This window comes from Stenotrophomonas sp. 80084_Sma (assembly GCF_056481995.1).
Window position 1 is genome coordinate 3,927,152 of sequence record NZ_CM151177.1, and the last position, 19,899, is coordinate 3,947,050.

General features: G+C 67.3%; 21 protein-coding genes. 7 read left to right on the forward strand and 14 right to left on the reverse strand.

The genetic code is table 11. The annotated features are described in order from the left end of the window. Window positions 1–181 precede the first annotated feature (181 nt). The 3 genes from ACZK3W_RS18110 to ACZK3W_RS18120 all read right to left on the reverse strand — a co-directional run bounded on the left by ACZK3W_RS18110 (window position 182) and on the right by ACZK3W_RS18120 (window position 3,013). The gene (locus ACZK3W_RS18110; protein WP_032128383.1) at window positions 182–760 is read right to left on the reverse strand and encodes an LON peptidase substrate-binding domain-containing protein; all 579 of its coding nucleotides are present in this window, start codon (window positions 758–760) and stop codon (window positions 182–184) included. Further along, complete coding sequence (mpl, locus tag ACZK3W_RS18115; protein WP_180838357.1) at window positions 757–2,121, reverse strand: UDP-N-acetylmuramate:L-alanyl-gamma-D-glutamyl-meso-diaminopimelate ligase; 1,365 nt, start codon at window positions 2,119–2,121, stop codon at window positions 757–759. Before mpl ends, ACZK3W_RS18110 begins: the two co-directional genes overlap by 4 nt. Before the next feature lie 328 nt (window positions 2,122–2,449). Further along, the gene (locus ACZK3W_RS18120) at window positions 2,450–3,013 is read right to left on the reverse strand and encodes an adenylate kinase (RefSeq protein WP_032128385.1); all 564 of its coding nucleotides are present in this window, start codon (window positions 3,011–3,013) and stop codon (window positions 2,450–2,452) included. 136 nt (window positions 3,014–3,149) lie between these two features. On the opposite strand from ACZK3W_RS18120, the gene ACZK3W_RS18125 reads away from it, so the two are divergent. The 3 genes from ACZK3W_RS18125 (at window position 3,150) to ACZK3W_RS18135 (ending at window position 5,916) form a co-directional block, all read left to right on the forward strand. After that, complete coding sequence (locus tag ACZK3W_RS18125; RefSeq protein WP_125894981.1) at window positions 3,150–4,406, forward strand: 6-phosphofructokinase; 1,257 nt, start codon at window positions 3,150–3,152, stop codon at window positions 4,404–4,406. Window positions 4,407–4,611: 205 nt separating this feature from the next. Continuing rightward, the gene (locus ACZK3W_RS18130) at window positions 4,612–5,406 is read left to right on the forward strand and encodes a hypothetical protein (RefSeq protein WP_049400701.1); all 795 of its coding nucleotides are present in this window, start codon (window positions 4,612–4,614) and stop codon (window positions 5,404–5,406) included. 120 nt (window positions 5,407–5,526) lie between these two features. Beyond that, window positions 5,527–5,916, forward strand: coding sequence for a DUF488 domain-containing protein (locus ACZK3W_RS18135; protein WP_032128407.1), 390 nt, complete (start codon window positions 5,527–5,529; stop codon window positions 5,914–5,916). A 72-nt stretch (window positions 5,917–5,988) separates the two neighbouring features. Here ACZK3W_RS18135 and ACZK3W_RS18140 read toward each other — a convergent pair whose 3' ends face one another. Beyond that, window positions 5,989–6,492 carry a hypothetical protein gene (locus ACZK3W_RS18140; RefSeq protein WP_032128388.1) on the reverse strand — a complete coding sequence of 168 codons (504 nt, stop codon included), beginning with the start codon at window positions 6,490–6,492 and terminating at the stop codon, window positions 5,989–5,991. 308 nt (window positions 6,493–6,800) lie between these two features. Between ACZK3W_RS18140 and ACZK3W_RS18145 the strand changes: the two genes are divergently transcribed. Next, on the forward strand, window positions 6,801–8,828 hold the full coding sequence (locus ACZK3W_RS18145) for a sodium-translocating pyrophosphatase (protein ID WP_125894983.1): 2,028 nt from the start codon (window positions 6,801–6,803) through the stop codon (window positions 8,826–8,828). 93 nt (window positions 8,829–8,921) lie between these two features. On the opposite strand, the gene ACZK3W_RS18150 is transcribed toward ACZK3W_RS18145, so the two are convergent. The 5 genes from ACZK3W_RS18150 to ACZK3W_RS18170 are packed head-to-tail and all read right to left on the reverse strand — an operon-like array spanning window position 8,922 to window position 11,874. Further along, complete coding sequence (locus ACZK3W_RS18150; RefSeq protein WP_125894985.1) at window positions 8,922–9,641, reverse strand: energy transducer TonB; 720 nt, start codon at window positions 9,639–9,641, stop codon at window positions 8,922–8,924. Next, window positions 9,638–10,063 carry a TonB system transport protein ExbD gene (gene exbD, locus ACZK3W_RS18155; RefSeq protein ID WP_478450149.1) on the reverse strand — a complete coding sequence of 142 codons (426 nt, stop codon included), beginning with the start codon at window positions 10,061–10,063 and terminating at the stop codon, window positions 9,638–9,640. Before exbD ends, ACZK3W_RS18150 begins: the two co-directional genes overlap by 4 nt. Window positions 10,064–10,072: 9 nt before the next feature. Continuing rightward, on the reverse strand, window positions 10,073–10,801 hold the full coding sequence (gene exbB / locus ACZK3W_RS18160) for a tonB-system energizer ExbB (RefSeq protein WP_107431601.1): 729 nt from the start codon (window positions 10,799–10,801) through the stop codon (window positions 10,073–10,075). Then, window positions 10,788–11,255, reverse strand: coding sequence for a YbaN family protein (locus tag ACZK3W_RS18165; RefSeq protein ID WP_125894989.1), 468 nt, complete (start codon window positions 11,253–11,255; stop codon window positions 10,788–10,790). Before ACZK3W_RS18165 ends, exbB begins: the two co-directional genes overlap by 14 nt. A gap of 31 nt (window positions 11,256–11,286) precedes the next feature. After that, window positions 11,287–11,874, reverse strand: a complete 588-nt coding sequence (locus ACZK3W_RS18170) for a biliverdin-producing heme oxygenase (RefSeq protein ID WP_125894992.1) — start codon at window positions 11,872–11,874, stop codon at window positions 11,287–11,289. 106 nt (window positions 11,875–11,980) lie between these two features. Here ACZK3W_RS18170 and ACZK3W_RS18175 point away from each other — a divergent pair, with 106 nt between their 5' ends. Then, the gene (locus ACZK3W_RS18175) at window positions 11,981–12,238 is read left to right on the forward strand and encodes a DUF2789 domain-containing protein (protein ID WP_006390068.1); all 258 of its coding nucleotides are present in this window, start codon (window positions 11,981–11,983) and stop codon (window positions 12,236–12,238) included. A 96-nt stretch (window positions 12,239–12,334) separates the two neighbouring features. Here ACZK3W_RS18175 and ACZK3W_RS18180 read toward each other — a convergent pair whose 3' ends face one another. The 4 genes from ACZK3W_RS18180 to ACZK3W_RS18195 form a co-directional block, all read right to left on the reverse strand. Then, a complete protein-coding gene (locus ACZK3W_RS18180; RefSeq protein WP_478450150.1) occupies window positions 12,335–15,253 on the reverse strand; it encodes a TonB-dependent receptor in 2,919 nt (972 codons plus the stop codon). 267 nt (window positions 15,254–15,520) lie between these two features. Then, on the reverse strand, window positions 15,521–16,453 hold the full coding sequence (locus tag ACZK3W_RS18185) for a FecR family protein (RefSeq protein WP_293795551.1): 933 nt from the start codon (window positions 16,451–16,453) through the stop codon (window positions 15,521–15,523). Between the two features lie 104 nt (window positions 16,454–16,557). Further along, window positions 16,558–17,058 (reverse strand): RNA polymerase sigma factor, encoded by a 501-nt coding sequence (locus ACZK3W_RS18190; protein WP_293795553.1) that lies wholly within the window; start codon window positions 17,056–17,058, stop codon window positions 16,558–16,560. Between the two features lie 72 nt (window positions 17,059–17,130). Beyond that, complete coding sequence (locus ACZK3W_RS18195) at window positions 17,131–17,604, reverse strand: hypothetical protein (RefSeq protein WP_293795555.1); 474 nt, start codon at window positions 17,602–17,604, stop codon at window positions 17,131–17,133. Between the two features lie 184 nt (window positions 17,605–17,788). Here ACZK3W_RS18195 and ppa point away from each other — a divergent pair, with 184 nt between their 5' ends. Then, window positions 17,789–18,325 (forward strand): inorganic diphosphatase, encoded by a 537-nt coding sequence (gene ppa / locus ACZK3W_RS18200; RefSeq protein WP_005410935.1) that lies wholly within the window; start codon window positions 17,789–17,791, stop codon window positions 18,323–18,325. Between the two features lie 152 nt (window positions 18,326–18,477). Further along, window positions 18,478–19,599: an HDOD domain-containing protein gene (locus ACZK3W_RS18205; RefSeq protein ID WP_100446678.1), complete on the forward strand. Its 1,122-nt coding sequence runs from the start codon at window positions 18,478–18,480 to the stop codon at window positions 19,597–19,599. A 56-nt stretch (window positions 19,600–19,655) separates the two neighbouring features. Here the strand turns inward: ACZK3W_RS18205 and ACZK3W_RS18210 are convergent, their stop codons facing one another. Beyond that, window positions 19,656–19,865, reverse strand: a complete 210-nt coding sequence (locus ACZK3W_RS18210) for a hypothetical protein (RefSeq protein WP_032128398.1) — start codon at window positions 19,863–19,865, stop codon at window positions 19,656–19,658. Between the last annotated feature and the right edge of the window lie 34 nt (window positions 19,866–19,899).

Below are 19,899 nucleotides of genomic sequence, written 5' to 3' on the forward strand. Positions count from 1 at the left end.
CGCTGCGCTCTGGTAGTCGCCAACCTTGGTTGGCGTTTCCCGGTTCCGCCGTGCTCTGGTAGTCGCCAACCTTGGTTGGCGTTTCCCGGTTCCGGCGCGCTCTGGCTGTCGCCAACCCAGGTTGGCGTTTCCCGGTTCCGCTGCGCTCTGGTAGTGGCCAACCTTGGTTGGCGGTTATCGGCTACGGCATCCAGCCCAGCAACTGCTGCAACCGCTGGTGCGGGTCATCCATCTGCAGCAGCTGCAGGCGCTGCTGCTCGCTCAGCGGCAGCAGTTCGGCCAGCCGCCAGCCGACCCAGCTGGCCTGGTCCAGCAACGCCGGGTTGGCCGGCGCATAGGCCTCGCCGGCCTGTTCGATGATGTGACCCAGCACCGTGGCCAGCAGCGCATGCTGCGGCCGTAGCTCATCGTCCGGGTCTTCATCACACCAACGCACGTCGGCCACCACCAGGCCGTTGTCGCGCACGCGGGTGCGCTCGACATGGAAGCGGCGGGTGCCACGCAGGCGCAACTGCAGCACGCCGTCGGCGCCGACATCGAAGTCTTCGATGCGTACCTGCACGCCATAGGCGGCCGGCGTTGCTGGTGCGCCGACTTCCTCGCCATCGAGGATCAGACAGACACCAAACCCCTCACCACTGCGGCCGCTGTCGCGGACCAGGTCCAGATAGCGGCGCTCGAACACGCGCAGGCCTACCGCCGCACCCGGCACCAGCGTGGTGTGCAGCGGAAACAGCGGCAGCGAACCGTCGACGCTCATCGGGCCTGCAGCGCGGCCAGGAAACGGCGCGGTGCACCGTCGAAGCCACCATTGGACATGAACACCACGTGGTCACCACTGCGCGCGCTGGCCTGCAATTGCGCCAGCAGCGCGTCGGTATCGGGCACGGCGTGCGCTTCGCCACGCACCGCAGCGATCACCGCAGCGGCATCCCAGGCCAGTTCCGGACGATGCAGGAACACCACTTCATCGGCCAGCGCCAGCGACGGTGCCAGCGCCTGCGCATGTGCGCCCAGCCGCATCGAATTGCTGCGCGGCTCCATCGCGACCACGATGCGCGCATCACCCACCTTGGCACGCAGGCCTTCCAGTGTGGTGGCGATCGCGGTCGGGTGATGGGCGAAATCGTCGTAAATGGTGATGCCGTCATGCTGGCCGATCACTTCCATGCGGCGCTTGACGCTGCGGAAGCGTGACAACGCAGGAATCACGTCGGCCGGTGCCACGCCCACCGCATGCGCGGCAGCCAACGCAGCCAGGCCGTTGAGCACGTTGTGGCGGCCCAGCAACGACCACTGCACGTCGCCCATTGCCTGCCCGCGGTGATGCACGCGGAAGGCGCTGCCATCGGCGGCCAGCAGCTCGGCATGCCATTCCAGCGACGGATCGAATCCGAAGCGTTCGACCGGCGTCCAGCAGCCCATCGCCAGCACTTCGGCCAGATGCTGATCCTCGCCGTTGACGATCAGTCGGCCACGCGCCGGCACCGTGCGCACCAGATGGTGGAACTGGCGCTGGATCGCGGCCACGTCGGGGAAGATATCGGCGTGGTCGTATTCAAGGTTGTTGAGGATGGCCACCAGCGGCCGGTAGTGCACGAACTTGCTGCGCTTGTCGAAGAAGGCGGTGTCGTACTCGTCGGCCTCGACCACGAACTCGCGGCCCTGGCCCAAGCGGGCCGAGACGCCGAAATCCTCGGCGACGCCGCCGATCAGGAAACCGGGTGAACGACCGGCGCTTTCCAGCAGCCAGGTGAGGATGGTGGTGGTGGTGGTCTTGCCGTGGGTACCGGCCACGGCCAGGGTGTCGCGGCCCGGCAGCACCTGTTCGGACAGCCACTGGGCGCCGGAGATGTAGCGCTGGCCGGCGTCGAGCACGGCCTCCACGGCCGGGTTGCCGCGCGAGAGCGCGTTGCCGATCACCACCTCGTTGGTGCCGGCCGGCACGCTGTCGGCGCGGTAACCCTGGTCCAGGGTGATGCCCAGCTGTTCGAGCTGGGTCGACATCGGCGGATAGATGGCCTGGTCGCTGCCGCTGACCGTATGACCCAGTTCCCGCGCCAGGGCGGCCACGCCGCCCATGAAGGTGCCGGCGATTGCAAGGATATGTACGCTGCTCATGACCGAGGATTGTGACCGATGACGGCTGTATAGGGCCAATGTCCGATCCGGGGTAAGACAAGTCCTACACAGGATGTGAGAAAACTCCAATCATCTGTCAGGGAAATCCCGATAGCGATGTTCTGTGAACCCGGACACAATTCGAACTGCCAGCCGCAGTACCCGAACCGGTCCTACTCCCCAAGAGGCCATCCCCAAGGGAGCTCATGCTGCGGGGCCCTGAGCAAGCCCTCTGCTGGCGCCTATCAAACGACACAGGCCTGGTCCTCGCGGACCAGGCCTGTGCTTTTTGCGCCCGAAGGACCGGCAGTGCACCGGCCCTGCAGGATCAACCCTTGATCGCCGCCAGGATGCGGGCTTCGATCTCATCCAGCTCACCGACGCCGTCGACGCGGGCCAGGGTGCCACGACCGGCGTAGAAGTCGACCACCGGGGCGGTCTGGTCGTTGTAGACCTGCAGGCGCTGGCGCACCGCTTCCGGCGTGTCATCGGCGCGGCCCTGCTCCTTAGCACGACCGGCGATGCGCTCGACCAGCAGCTCGGTGGCCACGTCCAGCTGCACCACGGCATCCAGCGGCTGGCCGATCTTGGCCAGCAGGCCGTCCATCGCATTGGCCTGGGCCACATTGCGCGGGTAGCCATCGAGGATGAAGCCCTTGGCGACATCGGCCTGGGTCAGGCGCGACTCCAGCATGCCCAGCAGGATGTCGTCCGACACCAGGTTGCCGGCATCCATCACCGTCTTGGCCTGCTTGCCCAGCTCCGTGCCCGCGGCGATTTCCGCGCGCAGCATGTCACCGGTCGAAATGTGGGCGATCCCCAGCTTTTCCTTCAGGCGCGTCGCCTGTGTCCCCTTGCCCGAACCGGGCGGTCCCAACAGAACCAATCGCATTGACCTGACTCCAACGTGTTGAAAACAAAGAAGGTTCGCGTCCCGGACGGACCGGTATCGCTGCACCGCAATAGCGCCACTTTACCGCATCCGGGTAATGTCCCTGCAATGTCCCCTCCCCCGAGCAGGTAGAAGCATGCGCAACGGTACTCTCCTCTACGCCCAGTCCGGCGGTGTCACCGCGGTCATCAACGCCACGGCGGCGGCGGTGATCGAGCAGGCCCGGGCCAAGGGCATCAAGGTTCTGGCCGCCCGCAACGGCATCCTCGGCGCCCTGCGCGAGGAGCTGATCGACACCAGCAAAGAGAGTGCCGCCGCGATCCGCGCGCTGGCCCATACCCCGGGCGGCGCCTTCGGCTCGTGCCGGGTCAAGCTGAAATCGCTGGACGCCGACCGTGCCCGCTACGACCGCCTGCTGGAAGTGCTGCGCGCGCACGACGTGCGCTGGTTCCTCTACAACGGCGGCAACGACTCGGCCGACACCGCGCTGAAGGTCTCGCAGCTGGCCAAGGCCTCCGGCTACGACCTGACCTGCATCGGCGTGCCCAAGACCATCGACAACGATCTGGCGGTGACCGACACCTGCCCCGGCTTCGGCTCGGCGGCCAAGTACACCGCGGTCTCGGTGCGCGAAGCGGCGCTGGACGTGGCGGCAATGGCCGAGACCTCCACCCGTGTCTTCATCTACGAGGCCATGGGCCGCCACGCCGGCTGGCTGGCGGCGGCCGCCGGTCTGGCCGGCAACGGCGATGACGAAGCGCCGCACATCATCCTGCTGCCCGAACGCGCCTATGACGAAGCGGCGTTCCTGGCCAAGGTCAAGGCGGTGGTCGAGCGCGTCGGCTACTGCGTGGTGGTGGCGTCGGAAGGCATCGCCACCGCCGATGGCCGCTTCGTCGCCGACGCGGGCGGCGGCAAGGACTCGTTCGGTCACTCGCAGCTGGGCGGCGTGGCCGCGCACCTGGCCGGCCGGGTCAAGGACCAGCTGGGCCTGAAGGTGCACTGGGCGCTGCCCGACTACCTGCAGCGCTCGGCCCGCCACCTGGCCAGCAAGACCGACTGGGAGCAGGCGCAGGCGGTCGGCAAGGCCGCCGTGCAGCTGGCGCTGAAGGGACAGAACGGCGTGATGCCGGTGATCGTGCGCAGCACCGATGCGCCCTATCGCTGGAAGATCGAAGCGGCGCCGCTGTCGAAGATCGCCAATCATGAAAAGAAGATGCCCGCCGGCTTCATCCGCCGCGACGGCTTCGGCATCACCGCCAAGGCACGCGCCTACCTGTCGCCGCTGATCAAGGGCGAAGCCCCGCTGCCGTACGGCACCGACGGCCTGCCGAAGTACGTGACGCTGAAGAACGTGGCCGTGAAGCAGAAGCTGCCGGCCTTCGAGGGCTGAGCCGAAAAAGGGGACGGAGGGGATTAAGTCGTATACGCCCCTCTGTGCTGAGCCCTGTGCGGAGCGCAGGGCACATTGCGGCGGCCGCCGAAGCACCCCACAATCGGGCTCCGGCCCGGGGCAAAGGGGCCGCCGCAAGCCAGATTCGACGCTGCCCGGCCTTCAAGGCCCGGGCCTGTGCTGCCATTTCACAAGGACTGTAACCATGAAGCACCCGATCCTGATCGCCGCGCTGCTGTGCGGTGCTGCCGCGCCGGCCTTCGCTGCAACCTGCGAAAGCAACTTCCAGAAGAAGGGCAATCCCTTCGTCGGCACGACCTTCACCTCATCGGTCACCCATCCGGACCTGACCGTGGCCAGTGCCATCGGCCAGATGCGGGTGATCGCCAAGAACGCCAACATGGACGTCCTCAGCGAGGACGTGGAAGGCGGCTCGATGCTGATCGAAGAGCCGGAATCCATGGCCCACAAGCCGATTCCGATGATCATCAGTGCCACCTCCGAAGGCGGCCAGGGCACCGTCGGCATGGTGGTGAAGGTCAACAAGGGCGCCATTGCCTCGGCCGACGGCGTGCGCGAAGAAATGTGCAAGCTGCTCAACCAGATCAAGCCGGGCAAGGCTGGCGAACAGGCAGCCAAGGCCACTCCGCAGGCGTCGGTGGTAACGATTGCCGCCGACCGCTTCGGCTTCCAGCTGCGCAACCAGAACAAGGACAACCCGGCCGCGGTCGAGCCGCGCTACAAGGGCAAGACCTACGCCATCACCGGTCGCATCACCTCCGTGCTGCGCAGTGGCGGCACCTACAACACCAGCTTTGACCTGCCCAGCGATGGCAGCATCGACTTTGAGCGCGTGGCCATTTCCTGCTCGTTTGCAGCCAACCAGGCCGCGTATGCGCTGGCCCTGCGCCCGCGCGAGAAGGTGACGCTGACCGGCGTGGTCGACAGCTACGACCAGATTGGTCGTGTGTTGTGGTTGAAGGACTGCCGCGGCAACTGATCGCTGCCAGCATGGGAAAAGGCCCGGGTGCGCAGGCGCCCGGGCCTTTTCGTTTCCACAGCGGTTCACGCCTGGCGCACGTGCATCGCAGGATGATGGATGCCCCGTCCGGAGGTCATCATGGCACTGCGTGTTGTTCGACTGGGTACGCCGCGCCACCCCGGCGAAGGGCTGCGCATCGGTACCGTGCGGCGGCCGCCACGCGGCGTGCCGCGCAGTGAGTTCGCGGAACAGGACTGGTACGACGTCTGGTTCCCGACCCTGTCACCCAGCGCGGAACTGGTAAAGCGGGCGCACGAAGCGAAAACCGCGGCCGACTGGAATGCGTTCTTCCGCCACTACAAGGCCGAGATGAAGGCGCCGGACGCGGCCCACGCGCTGGACCTGCTGGCCGCGATGTCACAGCACAGCGACATCAGCGTGGGGTGCTACTGCGAGGATGAAGCGCATTGCCATCGCAGGGCCCTGCGAGAGCTGCTGGTGGCGCGCGGGGCGACGCTGGCGGAGTGATGATTGCAGGGTTGCCGGCCAGCGGCCGGCACTCCCCGTGGATGACCGCGCGGGTACATCGCCCACGCAATTTCAATTGCAGGCCTTGCCTTCCATCTGCAGCTGCGCGGCGAACATCGTCACCTGCGGAATCTGGCCGGCAGCGGCCTGCTTCTTGGCCTCTTCCAGATAGATGCGCGACTGGCCCTGCCCGTCCAGCTCGACCTTGTTGCTCGACGGCAGGCGCCACACCCGCACTACCGCCTGCTGCGCCGGGCACGCGGCATTGGGTACGCGGATCACATCATTGAGCTTCCAGCCCTTGTCGGCGCTTGGCTGCGCCTTGGCATAGTCGACGAAACGCGCGCGCGGCTGGCACTGCTCGCTGGTCCGCACCGGCGCGAAGCGATACGGCTCGGCCGCCTGACCGGTGAAGGCACCTTCCAGGCGCGCGCAGGCCTCGGGAATCTGCCGCAGGGTGTGCACCGCGCCCACGGCCTGGGGGGCACCCACGGCGCGCTGCAGCTCCGGGGTTTCCGCGGCGAGTGCCGGTACGGCCGGGACCAGGGCGGCAAGCATCAACAGGGACAGGCGCATGGGGAATCTCCTACGGGACTGGGCGCAGGCTTGCAGAGGCTGGCTTAACGGGGTGCAAAGGCCTGTGGCTTTCGAATCATGCCCATGGACTGGCGGCATGCGGCGGGGCTCGTAAAAACCAGTCGAGCACGGCTCGACTCTACAGTGCGCGGCACGCATACTGCGGGCACCAGGGAATGCTGAACACCGCCATACGTCGGACGACCACCAAGGTCGGTACGGGTTGGTTCCAGGCTGCAGCCCGTCGTCCCCCTCGTGGTGCCGTTCATCGCCACTGGATGCCTACATCCATTCTGCGGAGGGGTCTAATGCTGGAACGTCACGGGCTGTCATTGGCGCTGGGCTGCGCCATTCTCGCGATCCTGTTCGGAATCGTCTCGGCGCGCTGGATCCTGCGCCAACCCACCGGCAATGAACGCATGATCGCGATCGCCACCGCGATCCAGGAAGGTGCGCGTGCCTACCTCAACCGCCAGTACCTGACCATCGGCGTGGCCGGTGTGGTGCTGTTCGTGCTGGTCGGCATCTTCCTCAGCTGGTACACCGCGATCGGCTTCGCCATCGGTGCGGTGCTGTCCGGCGCGGCCGGCTACATCGGCATGAACGTGTCGGTACGCGCCAACGTGCGCACCGCCGAAGCTGCCCGCCACGGCATCAGCGCGGCGATGGACGTCGCCTTCCGCGGCGGTGCGATCACCGGCATGCTGGTGGTCGGCCTCGGCCTGCTGGGCGTGGCCGGCTACTACGCGCTGCTGCTGCGCATGGGCCTGCAGATGGACCAGGCGCTGCATGCACTGGTCGGGCTGGCGTTCGGCTCGTCGCTGATCTCGATCTTCGCGCGCCTGGGCGGCGGCATCTTCACCAAGGGTGCCGACGTCGGTGCCGACCTGGTCGGCAAGGTCGAAGCCGGCATTCCCGAAGACGATCCGCGCAACCCGGCGGTGATCGCCGACAACGTGGGTGACAACGTGGGTGACTGCGCCGGCATGGCCGCCGACCTGTTCGAGACCTATGCGGTCACCGTCATCGCCACCATGCTGCTGGGCAGCCTGATGCTGGCCGAGGCAGGCGCCAATGCGGTGCTGTATCCGCTGGTGCTGGGCGGCGTGTCGATCATCGCCTCGATCATCGGCGCGCTGTTCGTCAAGGTGAAGCCGGGCGGCTCGATCATGGGCGCGCTGTACAAGGGCGTGATCGTGTCCGGCGTGCTGGCCGCGATTGCGTTCTACCCGATCACCACCGGGTTGATGAGTGACAACGTGCATGGGCCGATGGCGCTGTATGGCTGCGCATTGATCGGGCTGGTGCTGACCGGCCTGATCGTGTGGATCACCGAGTACTACACCGGCACCCAGTACAAGCCGGTGCAGCACGTGGCACAGGCCTCGACCACTGGGCATGGCACCAACATCATCGCCGGCCTTGGCATTTCGATGAAGTCCACCGCGCTACCGGTGGTGGCGGTGTGTGCGGCAATCTGGGGCGCGTTCGCGCTGGCTGGCCTGTACGGCATCGCCATCGCCGCCACCGCGATGCTGTCGATGGCCGGGATGATCGTCGCCCTCGATGCCTACGGACCGATCACCGACAACGCCGGTGGCATCGCCGAGATGGCCGAGCTGCCCTCGGAGATCCGCGACATCACCGATCCGCTGGATGCGGTGGGCAACACCACCAAGGCAGTGACCAAGGGTTATGCGATCGGCTCTGCGGCACTGGCGGCACTGGTGCTGTTCGCCGACTACACCCATAACCTGCAGGCAGCACATCCGGGGCAGGAATTCCGCTTCGACCTCAGCGACCACACGGTGATCATCGGACTGCTGATCGGCGGCCTGATTCCCTACCTGTTCGGTGCGATGGCGATGGAAGCGGTTGGCCGCGCCGCCGGTGCGGTGGTGGAGGAAGTGCGCCGCCAGTTCCGTGAGATCCCCGGCATCATGCAGGGCACCGGCAAGCCGCAGTACGACAAGGCGGTGGACATGCTGACCCGCTCGGCGATCCGCGAAATGATCGTGCCCTCACTGCTGCCGGTGGCGGTGCCGGTGGTGGTCGGCCTGCTGCTGGGGCCACGCGCACTGGGCGGCCTGCTGATCGGCACGATCGTGACCGGCCTGTTCGTGGCCATCTCGATGACCACCGGCGGCGGTGCCTGGGACAACGCCAAGAAGTACATCGAGGACGGCCACTTCGGCGGCAAGGGCAGCGAAGCGCACAAGGCGGCGGTAACCGGCGATACCGTCGGCGATCCCTACAAGGACACCGCCGGTCCGGCGATCAATCCGCTGATCAAGATCATCAACATCGTGGCGCTGCTGCTGGTGCCGCTGCTGTAGATCCACACCATGCGCAAACCCGTAGAGTCGAGCTTGCTCGACTGCTTCTGGCCCACACCGCAAGAGCAGTCGAGCAAGCTCGACGCTACGAGGTCAACGCCCGCGCAGGAAGAACGACACCGGCACCATCACTTCCACCGGGTCGCCGGCCACTTCGGCCGGCGGCGCCGGTACCGGGCTGGCCCGCTGCACGGTGTCCAGCGTCTCCTGGTCGAGCAGCGCGAAGCCACTGCTGCGGCCCAGTTTCAACCCCGAGACCGCGCCATCGCGGGCAACCGCAAAGCGCACGTAGACCACACCCTGCTGGCGCAGCCGCTCGGCCTGGCGCGGATAGCGGCGGTGTTTCTGCAGGTGCCCGAGCAGGCGTCCTTCCCAGGTCGCCTCGGCACGACTGCGTTCGCCGGCCGTGGTCTGCGGTGCGGTGTAGCGTGTGGCCGCGTCAGCCGCCACCTGCGGCGGTGCGCTGGTCTGCGCGACGTTGGCGTCAGCGGTGTGCGGCGACGGCGTCGGCTCCGGTGTACGCGGCGGTGGCAGCTCACCGTGCGGCTGCACCGGCGCCTTGGGTTGCTCGCGCAGGGCCGGCTTCGGCGCCTGCCGCTGCTGTTGCTGCTGCAGCGGCCCGGTGGCGACCTCGCGCGGCGGCACCGGCGGTGCCTGCGCCATCGGCGCCAGTTCCAGCATCAGCGCCGCAGGCGGAACCGCAGCCGTCAGCGCTGGCGCACGAGCCGCCCACCAGCAGGCCGCGCCGATCAACAGCGCATGCACCAGCAGCACGATCGCCAGGCTGGTCGCCCAGCGCCGCAGTCCACTCATCGTGCGCCCTGCTCCAGGCCGACCAGCGCCACCTTCTGGTAGCCGGCCACTCGCAGCGCATCCAGCGTGGCCATCAGTTCGCCATAGGGCACGCGGGTATCGGCACGCAGGAAGATGCGCTGCGTGGTCTCACTGTGAGTGGCCGCCTGCAATGCAGCCGCCAGCCCGTCGCGCGCTACGGCCTGTTCGCCAACGCGCAGCGACAGATCTGCCTGCACGGTCACGTACACCGGTGCCTGTTCCGGCGGCGTGGCACTGGCATTGCTGGCCGGCAGCTGCACCGGCACCGACACGGTGGCCAGCGGTGCGGCCACCATGAAGATGATCAGCAACACCAGCATCACGTCGATGAAGGGCGTGACATTGATCTCATGCGCTTCTTCCGGCGCATCGTCACGGTCGGACGCGGTCCTGATCGCCATCGTCGCGCCTCAGTGCACCGCACGCAGCGGCGCCGCTGCGGTACGCGGAACGGCACGATCGAGATCGCGTGAGACCAGTTGCTGCACGGCCGCCGACAGATCACCGAGCAGACCCCGCAGGCCGGCCAGTACACGGCTGAAGTGGTTGTAGACCAGCACGGCGGGAATCGCTGCGACCAGACCCAGCGCGGTCGCCAGCAGAGCCTCGGCGATGCCGGGCGCAACCACCGCCAGGTTGGTGGTGTTGCTGTGCGCGATGCCGATGAAGCTGTTCATGATGCCCCACACCGTGCCGAACAGGCCGACGAACGGCGCCACCGCGCCGATGCTGGCGAGCACGCCGATGCCGCGTCGCTGCACGCGCGCGGTTTCCAGTTCAATGCGGTCCAGGCGCGAGGCCACGCGCTCCTTGATGCCGTCGCGGCTATCCAGTTCCTGCGACAGGCGCAGTTCGGTGCGCGCTGCGTCCAGCATGGCGAGTGCGGTACCCTGCTGCATACTGGCGTCGGCGCTCTCGCCGGGCAGGCTCGGCGCCTGCAGCAGCAGCGCACGCGCTGCGCGCAGCTGCCGTGCCTGGCGGGCCAGTTCCCAGCCCTTGGCCAGCAGCACGGTCCAGGTGGCCAGCGACGCCAGCGCGAGCGCGATCATCACTGTCTTCACCACCACGTCGGCGGCCAGATACATGCCCCAGGGCGTCAGTGCAGGGGCAGCCACGGGGGCCAGGTCAGCAGGCAGCATCGTCTCGGTTTCCATCAGCATCAGGGGTCGCTGCACGGCGGCGTACCGTGCGCGGATCATTGGCGTCGTCCACTTCCACGACCGGGTTGGGCTCCAACCGCGGTGCGGGCCGACTGAGCACGTAGCCGGCGCTGACCGCGAAGAACAGGCCCACGCCCAGCAGCAGCCGCCAGGACGGATGTGCGCCCCAACAGAACAGCGCGAAGCCCACCGCCATGCCGGCGCTGGCAAACGCCTTGCCCTTGCGCGACACCGCGCCCTGCTCGCGCCACAGCCGCAGTGACGGGCCGTAGCGCGGGTGCGCCAGCAGGCGTTGCTCGAACTTCGGCGAACTGCGCGCGAAGCAGCCCACGGCCAGGATCAGGAAGATGGTGGTCGGCATCACCGGCAGCAGCGCGCCGATCACCCCGAGGCCGACCATCAGCCAGCCCAGCGCGAACCAGAGCCAGCGCATCAGCGTTGCGCCGATAGGCGGGAGGCGTGCATCAGGCGAATTCCACTTCGACGTGGCCGTGCACGCTGCGGAAGGCGGCGTCCGCCGCATCGATCACCTGCTGCTCCTGCTCGGCGCTCAGCGGCACCGCATCCAGCGCAGCGGTGAATTCACGCCAGTGGCGCGCCGCGCCATCCGGGTGCGCGGCCAGGTGACGGGCGCCGAAATCGCGGTCCAGGCCGAGCTTGGTGGCCATCTTGTACAGCACGGTGCCGCCCAGGTTGGATCCTTCGGCCACATACAGCCACCCCAATGCGGCGGGTAGCTCCAGATCGGACGGCAACGCCGCGATGTCGGCCCCCGGCAGGGTCTGCTCCAGATCCTGCAGGTCGCGCGCCACCTGGGTCAGGCGGCGGCGTTCGCCCAGATCGGGCAGCAGTGCGTCCAGCGCAGGGTTGGCATACAGCGCATCGATGCTGCGGTGGAAGCGGTACTGCACGCGCAGGAAACGGGCGAAGTTGCCGCGGTCGGCGAAGATGTCGCCGGCCATGATGCGTTTGTCCAGCGCGCCATGGCTGTCGCGGGTGGCGGCCTTGAGCCGCAGGCTGCGGCTGTCTTCAGGGGCGATGTGTGCGTTCATGGGGGATGCCAAGGGGGTCGTCCTGCTGTAGACGTTCGCCACGGGGCTTTCCCCAAGGCCATGTGCACCGATAATGGCGTATCCCTTCTTCCCGCAGGAACCGACGATGATCACCACCGAACCGCGCATGACCAACCTGTTCCTGCAGCTGGGCCTGGATGCCAGCGCCGAGGGCATCGCCCGCTTCATCCGCGAGCACCAGCTGGCCACCGATGTGGAAGTGGTCGAGGCACCGTACTGGAACGATGCCCAGCGCCAGTTCCTGTCCGAGTCGCTGCAGGCCGATGCGGCATGGACCACGGTGGTGGATGAGCTGAACGAGTCGCTGCACGAAGATGCGGTGAAGGCGGCGACCGGGCTGTAATTGGCTGGAGGAAGGCGCCGGGCATGGCCCGGCGCTACCGTTGTCTCCCGCTGGGGTCAGAGCCCTTTCTGCAGGAAAGGGATCCGACCCCGACGATCAATACTTCCAGGTCAGCGCCAGCCGCGCGGTACGGCCCGGGGCCGGCATCACGCCCAGCGCCAGCGGATCCAGGTAGTAGCGGTCGGTGACGTTGTCCACGCCCGCCTCCACCGACAGCTGGTCGTTGAAGCTCCAGCTGGCGAACAGGTCGACCAGGGTGGTCGGCCGGTACAGCTGCTGGATCGCCGACAGGCCCACGTTCCAGTCCTTGTCCAGCTTGCTGATCGGGCCGGCGTTGTGGACCACGCGGGTACCGAAGGTCAGGCGCTCGTCGAACAGGCGCGAGCCCAGGGTCAGGTTGACCATGTAGCGCGGCGGGTTCTGGGTATTGGTGTACGAGCCCTCGAAGCCGCCGTCCACACAGTTCGGCGTGTTGGCCAGTTCATCGTTCCTGCGCTGTGCACCATAGGCACGGCGCTCGGCTGCGATGTCCGGTGCGCAGGTCTTGGCCTTGAAGTAGTAGTGCGCGGACAGATCAGCAAATACCTTGCCGCTGTCATAGCTGGACTGGAACTCCATGCCCGAGACCTTGAACTGGTCGACGTTGCGGATCAGGCCGGCCGAGAGCGTGCGGTAGTCACGCGTGATCAGGTCGTCGATGCGGGTATCGAAGTACGCCAGCTTCAGCGCCAGGCGGTCGCCGGCGGTGAACAGGTCATAGCGGATGGTGCTGGCACCGATCTCCCAGCTGCGCGCACGCTCCGGCTTCAGCTCGCCCACCGGCTTGGCGGCGGTGAACAGGCCCAGCGTGGTCTCGAACAGGCTCGGCAGCTTGGTGCCTTCGGCATACTTCACGTAGACCATGGTGTCTTCGCTGAAGCGGTAGGCCACGCTGGCGGTCGGCGAGAACGCGGTGTCGCGGCGACGGATCGGCTGCGACCAGCTCCAGCTGACCGGCACCTCCAGGTCTTGCGCCTTGCCGGCGTCGTAGAAGTTCCAGCCACCGATGTCGCCCACCGTGCCCTTCTTGTACGGTGAAGCCAGCAGCGATTCCTGGGTGAAGTTGCCGTTGGCATCCGGATACCAGTTCAGCAGCGCGATGCGCTTGGCCCGCCACGACGGCAGCGCCGGGTTGCCATTGAGCAGCTCGGTGTAGCGGTACTGGCCCTGCACCTCGTAGGCATCGGGCGTGGCCAGGCGGTTGCGGTCATGCACATCCACGCGGTTCCAGCGGCCGCCGGCCAGCAGTTCCCAATGCTCATCGGGCTGCCACTTCAGCGAGGCCACGGCACTGTATTCCTTGCGCTCGGCGTTGCGCAGGAAGCGGTTGTTGATCAGGTCATCGTGCATGACCGGCCCCGAGCTGCCCGGTGCGATGTCCTCATCGCTGTAGGACAGGCCGTAGTCGAGGGTGAATGCACCGGCGCGGGTATCGAACTTCGAGGTATTGCTGGCATCCAGGCCGAAGCGCTTCTGCCGCAGCGGATTGCGGTAGGCATCCTTGTAACCGGGGTCGCCACTGAAGCTGGGCGCGTCGTACCACTCGGTGCGGCGATCGAAGTACCAGGGGGTGATGCCGGTCAGGCTGTTGTACATCACGCTGTCGGTGTCGGTGTACGTGGCGTTGACGCGCAGGTCGACCAGCTCGCTGTCCGGGTTGAAGCGATAGCGCAGGGTATAGCTGTCCATGTCGACGTGGCCCGGGTCCCATTGCGGAATGCGGTCACGATCCACACGGATGATCTGCGAGGCCATTATCTCGCCGGCGGTGCCCTCGTAGCGGCGGTAGCCCGCTTCCAGGGTCTGTGCATCGTCGATGCGCCAGGTGCCCTTGAGCAGCGCCGACTTTGAGCGCGCCGAGGTATTGAAGACCTCGGTACGCGGCGGGTTCAGCGGCGCCAGCGTGCGCCGGGTCTGCGGGAAGTCGTCGTAGCCGTGCTTGCCGGAGAAGTAGTTGCCATTGTCGCGGTAGGCGTAGGCGGCGACCAGATCGAAGCGATCCCAGTGTCCCGCAGCGGCGACGTTGAAGAACTGGCTGCCGGTGGCGCTGCGATCGGTGCGCGGCGCGGCGCTGTAGGACGGCAGGTTGTTGGCGCTGTTGTTGGCCAGGCCGCCACGCACGCGCACGCCGAAGTCCCGGCCTTCGCGCAGCACGTCACCGATCTTCAGCGTCTCCATCTCGACCACGCCGCCGATGCCACCGGAGGCGTTGGCCTGCAGGCTCGGGCCCTTGGTGATGGTCAGGCTGGAGATCAGGTCCGGGTCGAGGTAGGTGCGCTGCGACTGGCCGGCATAACCACGGTAGGTATCCATGCTGGACTGGCCACCGTCGATGATCACCGGCACGCGGCCCTGGCCCTGGATGCCACGGATGTTGACGTCAAAGCCGTTGCCCACGCGCGGATCACCGGCGGTGACGCCAGCCACGCCCTTGACGATGTCGCCGTTGGACGTACCGCGGAATCGCTCCAGGTGCGTGCGGTTGAGCGTGGTGGTGGAGCCGACGCTGCGATAGCCGTCGAGCAGGCGCGCCTCGTCGCTGGTTGCGCCGCTGTCGATACGGTCGCCGGCCACGCTCAGCGTATCGGTGACGATCACACCGCTGTCGGCCTGCGCCGACGCTGCCGCTTCCAGGGTCACCGCATCGGCACTGACCCGGCGCACCGCCAGGCCACTGCCCTGCAGCAGATACTGCAAAGCCTCGCTGGCCGACAGGCTGCCGCTGACCGCACGCGAGGTCACACCCCGGGCCAGGGTGGCCGGGTACACGACCTGCACACCGGACTGGCGCATGTAGCTGCGCAGCGCCTCGTCCAGTGGCTGCGCGGGGATATCGAAGCGCTGCACGGCAGCGTGGTCACCGCTGGCATCCTGCGCGAGTACGGAGGGCGCGGCGCTGGCCAGGCCGGCCGCCAGCAGGGCGATGCACAGGCGGGACGGGCGCGGCATGCGGCCCGGACGATGGAAATCGAACATGGGGGAACCTGTCAGGTAATCGGTGCCGCGGGCGCGGCGACATCCGCAACACGGGCGGACACGGCGACGTACTGGCGGCGGCGGGTACGTTCGCGGAGTAAGACGGATGAAAGCGCGGCAACCCCAAGAGCGATTTGCGGCCGCGGCAGGTGCCGACCGTGGGTCGGCTGGTTGCCGCGGTGGGTGCCGACCGTTGGTCGGCTGCTTGCAGTGGTGGGTGCCGACCGTTGGTCGGCACAGGGACGGTCATCCACGCATGGCGTGGATCTACTGCACGATGGCGACGCCGAATGGAAGACGAGTAACCCGAAGACCTGCTGTTGCCGCCAACGCGTCCAGCGCCTGTTCCGGGCGATCGATGCGCAATGCTGCACTGACCGCCGGCAGCTGCGACAGATCGCCACGCACGAAGGTCGGGCCAGCGCGGTAGCGCCCGACCCACTGCACGGCGTCGGCGACGCTGGCCTGCTCCAGCAGCAGTTCGCCCTGCCGCCACGCGCCGACACTGTCGGCCACCACATCCTGCAGACGCGTCACGCCGCTGTGTTCGCCATAGACCACACGCTGTCCCACCTGCAGATAGGTCCAGCCACCGTCGACCGGGCTGGCCACACGCACCCTGCCCTGCCCGACCTGGGTTTCCACCCGGCCATCGCTGCGTGCCACGCTGAAGGCAGTGGAGATGTCTTCGACCAGGCCATTGCCCGCGCGCACGCTGAAACGCCGCTGGGCATCCGGGCTGACCTCGAACCAGGCGCGCCCGCGCAGCAGCTCGATCCGGCGTGCATCGGCATCAAACCGCACGGCGATCGCGCTGTCCGCATCCAGCACGGCGCGACTGCCGTCGGGCAGTTGCACGTTCTGCACGACATGCGTACTGCGATGGTCGGCCTGCAGCCGCAACCAGGCCTCCGGCCATGCCACCAGCATCGCCAGCGCAGCTGCAGCGGCCATTGCCCAGCGCAGCCGCCGCGGGCGCCGGCGTTCGGCGGGCCGGGCCTGCGGGCGTGGTCCGACGCTGCGCCACAGCGCGCGCTCGTGCTCGAAGGCCCGACGGTGCCCCGGCTGTGCCAGCCAGCGTTCGAACTCATGCATGCGCCCCTCGCCGATGTCACCCGAGGCCAGCCACGCGATCCAGCCCCGGGCCTGTTCGGCCAGGGCATCGTCATTGGCGGCGGGCAGCGTGTTCGGCGGGCTCATCGGCTGGCGGACAGGCGCATTCAAGCGCGGGCGGAGGAACTAGACCGCATCCACGGTCCAGTGATCAAGACGTTTCAGCGAGGGCCAGCCCCAAGCCGGGGCGATCATCGGCCGCTGCGCGCCCAGGCCAGGCGTTGCAGCGCGGTGCGCACATGGTTCTCGACGGTAGTCACCGACACACCCAGACGGCGGGCGATCTCGGCCTGGGTCAGGCCCTGCAGGCGGTTGAGCCGGAAGATGGTGCGGGTCGGCTCCGGCAGGTGTCCCGCCGCGTCGAGCACCCGCTGCAGCTCGTCCTGTGCCATCGCCTGCTCCTCAGTCGAGATCACCTCGTCCGGCCCCCAAAGGTAGTGGTCGGCCAGCAGACGGTTGCGCCGGGTCGATTCGCGGCCATGGTCGGTGGCCAGGTTGGCGGCCAGCCGGTACAGATAGGCGCGCGGGTTGTCGATGGCCTGGCTGTCATCGACGCCACGTGCCTTGAACCACACCGCCTGGATCACGTCCTCGGCGCCGTTGTCGCCCCCCAGGATGCGTTGCACCCGGCGCAGCAACGCAGGCCGCTCGCGGATCAGCAGTTCGGTGAGGGAGACGGCATTGGAGGACATGCGCGGAACCGGGACGACAGACGGAAGGCGCCGCGCATGCTACTCCGTTAATGAGAATCAGTCACGTTCTCATCAATGGATGCACCCGGTCAGCCCGTCATAGACGCTCTGCGAGGTCCCCGGCAGCGGGTCATGCAGTGGATTGCGCGCGGCGAGTGCGGCATGGAAGGCTTCCACCGGGGTTCCCGCCACCAGCGGCAGGCGGCACAGCCAGGTCGGTTGCCGGGCCACGATCGCGCCATCGTTGCGGGACACGTCCAGATCGCTGGCGGCGAATGCCCACAGGCATTCATGCACGGTTCCCCGCACCGCATCCACCGAACAGCGCAGGCGCAGGGCGCGGATATCGCTGTATTCGCCCTCGCAGAAGGTGTCGCCACAGATGGCATCGAAGCCATGCTGCAAACGGCCTTCCAGGGCAAAGGAGCGGTCCCAGTTGGCCTCCTGGTGCGGGTAGTCGATCAGGTCGACATAAGGGGACGCCTGGGCCAAAGGCGCAACCAGCAGCATGCAGGTCAGGCCAAACGGCAGGGCAGACACGTTCATGGGCAGACTCCTTGGGAAGGTTGGTCCAGCCTGCGCTCCCATGCCGGCCGCTCCCATCAGCCAATCCCGGCCTGCCGGGTAGGCCCCCGCTCCGCAGCGCCGTCGGCCCCTCCCTCTGCACAGCGCCCGGCAAAGGCATAAAATGGGGGGCTATCCGTCTACATCCCCCACCTGGAGCACGACCATGGGTCTGGAACTCGTCTCGCCCGGCAAGAACCCGCCGGAAGAAATCAACGTCATCATCGAGATCCCGAAGGACTCGGAGCCGGTGAAGTACGAAGTGGACAAGGAAACCGGCGCGATCTTCGTCGACCGTATCCTGTCCACCCCGATGCGCTACCCCTGCAACTACGGCTACGTGCCGAGCACCCTGTGCGGCGACGGCGATCCGGCCGACGTGCTGGTGGTGCTGCCGCTGCCGCTGGTGCCGGGCTCGGTCGTGCGCTGCCGTCCGGTCGGCGTGCTTAAGATGAGCGATGAGGCGGGCAGCGACGAGAAGATCCTGGCCGTGCCGGTGTCGAAGATCTTCAGTGGCTATGCCCACGTCGAAGACATCGCCCAGGTGTCCAGCCACTGGCTGGAGCGCATCGGCCACTTCTTCGAGCACTACAAGGACCTGGAGAAGGGCAAGTGGGTCAAGCTCGACGGCTGGGGCGGCGCCGCTGAGGCCAAGCAGATCCTGATCGAGGCGCACCAGCGCCATCTCGACAGCAAGGCCTGAGCCTGAACCGGATCGCTCCGGCGGCACCCCGCTGGAGCGATGCGGGTCACGTTTCATGACGACGGCACATCACACGTGCCGCCGTATTAGGTAAATTGCGTCACTTCACACGTCGTCGACATCCATCGTCGAGACAGCCAGGGGAATGTGTCGTGCGTATTCTGCTTGTTGGGGATGCAGCCAGCCTGCCGGCCGAGCTGACCGAATTCATTGCCGATCTTGGGGAAGACTGGCAGCCGCTGACCGCCACTGATGGCCAGACCGCGATGACCGCGGTGGCTACGCAGGGCGTGGATGCGGTGATCGTCTGCCCGCAGCTGCCGGACCTCAATGCCACCACGCTGCTGGGCCAGATCCGGACCTTGCGCCCGGAAACCATCCGCATTGCGCTGGTGGATGCCCAGCATGGCAACCGGCCGCCGCCGGCACGCCTGATCGGTGTCGCCCACCGTTTCCTGCCGTTGCCACTGGCACCGGAAGTGCTGCTGGAGGCACTGACCAGCCTGGAAGAGCTGCGCGAAGTGCTGGACAGCCCACGCCTGCGCGATGCCATCGGCCGTATCGAGAAGCTGCCCTCGCCGCCGCACCTGTACCTGAGCCTGACCCAGGCGCTGGAGCATGACGACGACGCTGACAGCGCCGACGTCGCCAAGCTGGTGGCGGCCGACCCGGCCATTGCCGCGAAGGTGCTGCAGCTGTCGAACTCGGCGTTCTTCAGCCAGGGACGCACCATCGCTGACCTGCGCACGGCCGTGACCCGCCTGGGCCTGTCGACGCTGCGCGACCTGGTGCTGGCCAGCGAGGTGTTTTCCGCACCCACGTTGTCCACCGCCGAACGCAATTCGCTGCAGCAGCGCGCCCTGCTCGCCTCGCGCCTGGCCGCGCGCCTGCTGCCCGAATCCAGTGCCGAACTGGGCGCGACCGCCGCCCTGCTGGCCGACATCGGCCTGCTGCTGCCCGGCGTACGCAACGAGCGCAGCGAACCGTCGCTGGCCGGTGACACCCGCCCCGGCCATGCCGAGGCCGGCGCCTACCTGCTGGGCCTGTGGGGCCTGCCGATGCCGATCATCGAAGCGGTTGCCTTCCATCTGCAGCCGCAGCGCGCCAATACGCGCAGCTTCTGGGTGACCGGTGCGGTGCATGTGGCGCTGGCGCTGGTCAACGGCGATCCGGTGGATGAGGACTACCTGCAGCGCGCAGGTGTACTCAACAGGCTGCCGCAGTGGCGCGAGCATGCCAATGCGTTGATGGGACTGGTACCCAGCGAGGCCTGAGCTGTCAACGCAGGAACAACCTCGAAGGCGCGCCCAAAGGCGCGCCTTTTTTTGCATCAGCGCGCGCCGCAGGCATCCTGCACGCAGTGGCGATACTGCAGATCGCACATGACCTTCGAATTGCCTGCAGCCAGGCATTGCTGGCGCAGCTCTTCGCAGTACAGCCCGCCCCCACAGACGCCACCGGTCTGGGCGAACACCGCACCCACCAATGTTGCATAGATCAGTGCAGCAGCAGACAGTTTGTGCAACAGCGTGCTCTTCATCGCTCTCTCCATGTGCAAGTGTCCGCAAGTGGAC